This is a genomic window from Kitasatospora sp. NPDC058965 (assembly GCF_042741245.1).
GTDB lineage: Bacteria > Actinomycetota > Actinomycetes > Streptomycetales > Streptomycetaceae > Kitasatospora.
The window spans coordinates 1-1,010 of record NZ_JBHYKG010000618.1 but is presented as its reverse complement, the minus strand read 5'-3'; the positions used below and the strand labels follow the sequence as shown (position 1 = coordinate 1,010).

The 1,010-nt window shown below is 80.1% G+C and carries 1 protein-coding gene; it reads left to right on the top strand.

Going from position 1 to position 1,010, the window contains the following annotated elements:
• Window positions 1–69: 69 nt before the first annotated feature.
• Window positions 70–882 carry a hypothetical protein gene (locus ACFW1A_RS40625; RefSeq protein ID WP_380418792.1) on the top strand — a complete coding sequence of 271 codons (813 nt, stop codon included), beginning with the start codon at window positions 70–72 and terminating at the stop codon, window positions 880–882.
• Window positions 883–1,010: the final 128 nt, after the last annotated feature.

Genomic DNA, 1,010 nt, shown 5'->3' with positions numbered 1-1,010 from the left:
CCCCCGGACGCGCCCGCCCGCCCGGCGAGGCACTCTGGGAACTCAGGACCGCCGGACGAGGGACGAAGCATGGGACTGCTGCGCAGGAACGGGCGCACCGCGCCGGTCGAGCCGGACGAGCAGCTGGCCGAACTGGCCGCCGAGCTGGCGGCCGAGCAGCGACCGGAGGCCACGGCGCGCACCGGCGTCCGCCGCCTCGCCCAGGCGCTGACCCGGGCCCGGTTCGCCGGCGGCGGCCGTGGCGAGGGGCGCGGCCGGTCCCCGGTCACCGACCGGCTGTTCGCCGCCGCCCCGCGGATCCCGGTCCGCGACCTGGCCACGCTGCGCCGCCAGCACCCCGGGGCGGGCACGCCCGAGGAGCTGGCCGACCGGCTGGTCACCGGTGCCTGTCGGGCCACCGCCGCGATCGGGGCCGGGGTGGGCGCGGCGGCCGTGGTGCCCAGCGTGGCGATCACCGCGGAGCTGGCGGCCGAGCTGCTCGCCGTCGCGGCGGTCGAGGTCAAGCTGATCGCCGAGCTGCACCAGGTCTACGGCCAGGCCGCCGCCGGCAACCGGCTGGAGCGCACCACCGCCTACCTGGGCGCCTGGGCCCAGCGGCGCGGCATCGACAGCATCAGCCTGCTGCGGCCCAGCGGGGTCCTCACCATGGGTGCGGGGGCCCGGGTCCGGCAGCAGGTCAGCCGCCGGCTGGCCCGCGGCTCGCTGCGCAAGCTGCCGTCGCTGGCGCCGTTCCTGCTCGGCTCCGCGCTCGGCGCCCACCTCAACCGGCGGGACACCCGGCGGCTCACCGAGCAGGTCCGGGCGGACCTGCGCGGCCGCCCGCCGGTCGAGGGGGCGACCTACTGGGAGGCGGCGGCCGCCGGGACACCCGGCCCGCGCTGACCGCCCGCCCGCGAAGGCCGTGGGCCCGCCAAGGCCGTGGGCCCGCCAAGGCCGTGGGCCCGCCAAGGCCGTGGGCCCGCCAAGGCCGTGGGCCCGCCAAGGCCGTGGGCCCGGCCCCGTCCGAGGAC